Below are 5,198 nucleotides of genomic sequence, written 5' to 3'. Positions count from 1 at the left end.
CTTGGAAAATAGATTGGACACCAGACTTCATTTTCCCAGGTATGAAAAAAGATTATAAAGTACGTATGCAAACAGAGCAAGGAAAACGCGGAGAAATATATGATCGAAATGGAAAAGGGGTTGCAACGAATGGTAAAGCGACTGAAGTTGGAATTATTCCAGAGAAACTAGGTGAAACGGCAGCGCAAACAAAAGAAATAGTAGCACAATTACTTGATATGTCTATAGAAGAGGTCGATCAGAAGCTCACAGCGAAATGGATAAAACCAGATTCCCTTGTACCAATTGGTATTTTAAAAGAGGGAACCAGACAGAATGATTATATTGAATTAGAAGGAGTTTCATCTCGCCCAGTAAATATTCGTACGTATCCATTAGGAGAAGCAGCGGCACACTTAACGGGATATATAGGAAAGGTAAATGCAGAGGAATTAAAATCGCTTCAAAAAAAAGGTTATCAAGCAGATGATTTAGTGGGTAAGACAGGTTTAGAGAAAGTATTAGAGAATAAATTGCGTGGTGAAAAGGGTGGACGCGTATTTATGGAAGATGAGAACGGAAAAGAGATTAAAAACGTAGCAAAAAAAGAAGCAAAAGAAGGGGAAAATGTTACGTTAACAATTGATGCTGCAATTCAAGAAAAAATCTTTAATGAGATGAAAAATGAAGCAGGATCTAGTGCAGCGGTCAATCCTAAAACGGGTGAAACAATTGCACTTGTAAGTAGCCCTGCTTATAATCCAAATACAATAGTTAGAGGAGCATCAAAAGCTCAACGGGAAGCATGGAATAACGACGCGAAACTCCCAATGATGAATCGCTTCACACAAGCATTTGTACCAGGTTCCGTATTTAAAACGATTACAGGTGCAATTGGTTTGGAAACAAACACAATAAATCCTAAGGAAGAATTTAAAATTCAAGGATTAAAGTGGACAAAAGATTCATCTTGGGGAAATTATTATGTAACACGTGTGAAGGATGCTAGTCCAGTTGATTTTGATAAGGCAATGAAGTACTCTGATAATATTTATTTTGCTCAACAAGCTTTGAAAATGGGAAAAGATCAGTATGTAAATGAATTTAAGAAATACGGATTTCATGAAAAATTACCAATCGAATACGAATTCCCTATTTCAATAATTGCAAAAGATGGGATAAAAAACGATATTCAACTAGCAGATACGGGATATGGACAAGGACAAGTATTAATGACACCACTTCATTTAGCATTAACATATGCACCGATTGTCAATGAAGGGAATATTCCGTCGCCTCATTTGTTAAAAGAAGCAAAAGTAGCGGGAAATTGGAAAGAAAACGTGGTTTCTAAAAAGAATCAAGAGATATTAAAGAGTGCATTAATAAAAGTCATTAATGACCCTGATGGCGCTGGGAGAATTGCTAAGGTTGATGGTGTAACTCTTGCTGGTAAAACCGGTACAGCAGAACTGAAAGAGTCGAAAGAAGCAGACGGAAAAGAACTTGGATGGTTTGCAGCTTTTGATGCAAATGCGCCAGACATGGTTGTTACCATGATGATTGAAGATGTAAAAGGAAGAGGGGGGAGTAATGTTCCCGGCGAAAAAGTAAAACATATTTTTCAGAAATAACACTTAAGTATAAGGTAAAATCTTTTACTAAATTTATTATATGTATGCTTAACTCAATGGTATAAATTGGGCAAAACAAAGAATAATTAAGTTTTAAAAAAAGCATTCTCCCTAATTGAGAATGCTTTTTCTATGTTATTGTGGCTCTAGAAAGTTGATATGGCATCATTTTCATTATTTGCAAGTACGGGCTGAATATAGAGTCTGTCATCGAAGAGGATGTAAAGGTGATTATGTAATGAAATGTATTGCATACCTTTACATTTTTCAGGAGGATTCTTTTATCAAAAAAAAGATAAACAATGGAACAAATGAAACTTGTATCATGTCTATATATTGAAACCATATTAAAAGTGAGGGCAGTTTTATGTTTATTCAAATAAGTTTGAGGTGTGGAAATGGAACAGAAGTTTATTGAAAAATGTAATCATGATGAGCTTGACTATGTTATAAAAGACTATTGGCAAGATGTATGGAATTATTCATTTATTATTACGAAAGATCCACACTTATCAGATGACATCACGCAAGATGTATTTATAAAGGTTTTTAAACATTGGCATTCATTTCGAAAAGAGTCATCTATTAAAACGTGGATATTAAAAATTACAAGAAATACGGCAATAAACTATTTGAAATCCTCTTATTTTAAAAGGATATCTTTAGTGGGATTTTTTAGTGATGATAAGCAATCTCCATCGGCAGAACAAGAATTTTTTAATCAAGAGGAAATGAATGATGTGTGGGAGGTTGTATTAAAACTACCTAAAAAACACCGCGAAATACTAATATTGGACGCGAAATATGAATTATCTTATGAAGAAATGGCTGAAACATTAGGTGTATCAATTGGAACAGTCAAATCTAGATTAAGCCGAGCGAGAAGTAAGGTTTCAAAACTAATAGGGGAGGGTAGAAATGATGAACAGTAAAAAAAACCCTGACTGGTATAGGAAATTAAAAAACGGCCCGATGGAGCATCGTAAAGATGAAGAGGAATTTATTTATAAAATAAAACAATCGATATACCAAAATAGTGAAGTAGATTCTGTAACACACAAGAGACCATTTCGTAAAAAAGTATTGCCTATTGTAGTTGTTTTTCTTTGTACAATGTTATTTTTTATTGTTCAACAACCTTGGCTTGATGATAATAAATCACCGGTACAAAGTAGTACTCAAATTAAGCCGAAAACAAAAGATGAGTCTGCTCAAGATCCATCATTAAAACAATTTATGAATGATTTATATCGAAGTACAAATTCAAAAAATGAAAATGACCTGTATAGAGTGTTAAATGATGAAGTTCTATTTAAAGGGAAGACTTATAAGAAGGATGAATTGAAGTTTGATGAAGATATTTTTCATGAGTTGCAAGTTGCTCTTACAATGGGGGGAGAATTTGTGAATGATACGAAGAAAGTCTACAAAGTGCCAAGTGGATCGACAGAAAGTAATCAATCAAAGCAAGAACATTTTATATATGTAACTGTTACTGGAAATAAAACGAAAATTTTAGCTGAACCAAAACGAGAATCACAAGTTTTATATGAAGTATCTAATGAAATGGTAAAAGCTTGGATCCCGGAAAAAGTGCAAAATGATGGATATATAAAAATATCGACTATTAACGGTAATACTACTGGATATGTACAAAAAAAGTATGTTTTAACTGATATTAAATATTCTTTCATCTTCGAAAAGAATCATGAAGGTATATGGAAAATAACGAATATAGAATCTATATGGTAAAAGAGGAAGGTTCACTTTAATGAACCTTCCTCTTTATCTTTATCCTCCTTTTGAAGTGTATTCCAAGACTTTAAAATTTCTGATGTAACGAGAGCAGCAATGTTTTTTTCCGAATTACTACCAGGAATAACGACAGAAATAGCAATTTTTGGATCTTCGGTAGGAGCATATGCAATGAAAAGAGAATGATTTATCATTCTTTCTTGCTCGTTCGGAGAGCCAGTTATCCCTGTTTTACCCGCGACATCAAAGGGCAAGTTTTTAATCTCCTGTATATTTTGACTCATCCCACCTTGCACGACACTCCAAAATTTCATAGGATAACGATTTGAACTTTCTAAGATTGGTTTAAACTTTTTTGTTTCCTTACCGTCCTGACCAATAATAGCACTTACGATTTGAGGTTTATATTTATCACCTTTACTTGCCAAAGTTGCTGCATATTGAGCAAGTTGAAGAGGGGTGTGTACTTCATTTCCTCCCCAAGATGCATTTAATAAAGCAGAGATTCCATTTTCAAACTTATTAGATGGATGAAATTCATATTCTCCGTCTTCTTCAAAGGGTAAATCAATACCAGTTTTAGAGCGGAGGCCAAATTGCTTTAAATAATCTGTCCATATATTTGCTACTTTTTCTATATTCCCATTATTCCGGTTGAATAAGGGGAGAGCTACTTTTGCTGTCATAAATGTATTAGATGAATTAATGATAGCTTGACTCGGTGTAATTTCACCTGTGGGTGTTCCAGGAGCATTAGTAATGTTATTTTGATTATCATACTGAAAAGTACCTTTATCTAAATAAGTATCTTCGGGTTGAAAAAGCTTTTCGTTTAATCCAATTAAAATAGTAAGTGGCTTTATAGTAGAGGCCATATTTACATAGGACTCACCATACTTTAATTTTTGAATTGCTTTATTTTGCGAAAGTGATTTAATGTTTTCTTTTTTAGATGATACATGTGTATTTAATATATTTGGATCAAAAACTGCCGAATTGGCCATAGTTAAAATTGCACCAGTTTTTACATCGGTTACTACAACATAACCAGCATTAGCATCACGTATTTTCTTAATTTGAGATCTTAATGCTTCCTCTGTTTTTTGCTGCAACTTAGAGTCTAAAGCTAGCCTGACATCTTTTCCTTTTTGTACTTTTTGAATGTTCCATAAGAACTTTTTATTATTCATTTTAAAAATAAGAGTTTTTCCTGGTTTTCCTTTTAAATCGTTTTCATATTGAAGCTCAATCCCACTTTTTCCAACAGGTCCATACTTAGAATTAAGGTCATTTTCTACATACCCAATTACCTGGGAACCAATTTCGTGTTTAGGATAATATCGAATCAATTCATCTTTGATTATTACATTATTGGGTCTGTTCTTGTTTATGAATGTAAGTTCATTCTCATTTATGTCAGAGTATAACGGTATATCATTCATAGTCTGCTTTTTACAAGATTGTTGTAATTGCGATTTTATGTCCTCCGCAGAAATGTCATGTTGAAACTCGCTTGAAAATTGATTGAAAAAAGCTAATGTGTTTGATGTATCTTGATTCGATAGCTTTTCATCATTAGAAGTGCAATATAGAGATTTAACTTTCTTATTTGTAGCTAGTATTACACCATTTTGATCAAAAATTTTTCCTCTTTCAGCTGAAGAAGTTGCGATAGTAATTGAAATGAAGTTGATTTTTAATAAAATTAGTAAAATCAAACCTACAATAGAAAGAACCGCAAAAAATCTCCATCTTTTCGTATGTAACATATAACCCTCCCTTATGTAGCCTATTTCATCTTATAGTTAATTATTTTTTTTGTAAATGTGG

At 33.0% G+C, this 5,198-nt stretch carries 4 protein-coding genes; 3 read left to right on the top strand and 1 reads right to left on the bottom strand.

Annotated features, from left to right (window positions below):
- From V7038_RS06980 to V7038_RS06970, 3 genes are all read left to right on the top strand, one after another.
- Positions 1-1,613 (top strand): peptidoglycan D,D-transpeptidase FtsI family protein (locus V7038_RS06980; RefSeq protein ID WP_335469649.1); only part of this gene is annotated, 1,613 nt, incomplete at its 5' end.
- Positions 1,614-2,011: 398 nt separating this feature from the next.
- Complete coding sequence (locus V7038_RS06975; RefSeq protein WP_002200457.1) at positions 2,012-2,545, top strand: RNA polymerase sigma factor; 534 nt, start codon at positions 2,012-2,014, stop codon at positions 2,543-2,545.
- Positions 2,535-3,365, top strand: a complete 831-nt coding sequence (locus tag V7038_RS06970; protein WP_335469650.1) for an SH3 domain-containing protein — start codon at positions 2,535-2,537, stop codon at positions 3,363-3,365. Before V7038_RS06975 ends, V7038_RS06970 begins: the two co-directional genes overlap by 11 nt.
- A gap of 11 nt (positions 3,366-3,376) precedes the next feature.
- On the opposite strand, the gene V7038_RS06965 is transcribed toward V7038_RS06970, so the two are convergent.
- Positions 3,377-5,137, bottom strand: a complete 1,761-nt coding sequence (locus V7038_RS06965) for a peptidoglycan D,D-transpeptidase FtsI family protein (RefSeq protein ID WP_199659395.1) — start codon at positions 5,135-5,137, stop codon at positions 3,377-3,379.
- Positions 5,138-5,198: the final 61 nt, after the last annotated feature.

Source organism: Bacillus sp. JJ783, assembly GCF_036963225.1.
Taxonomy (GTDB): Bacteria; Bacillota; Bacilli; order Bacillales; family Bacillaceae_G; genus Bacillus_A; species Bacillus_A cereus_U.
Note: the sequence above shows the minus strand (reverse complement) of the source record. Positions and strands in the feature narration are given on the sequence as shown.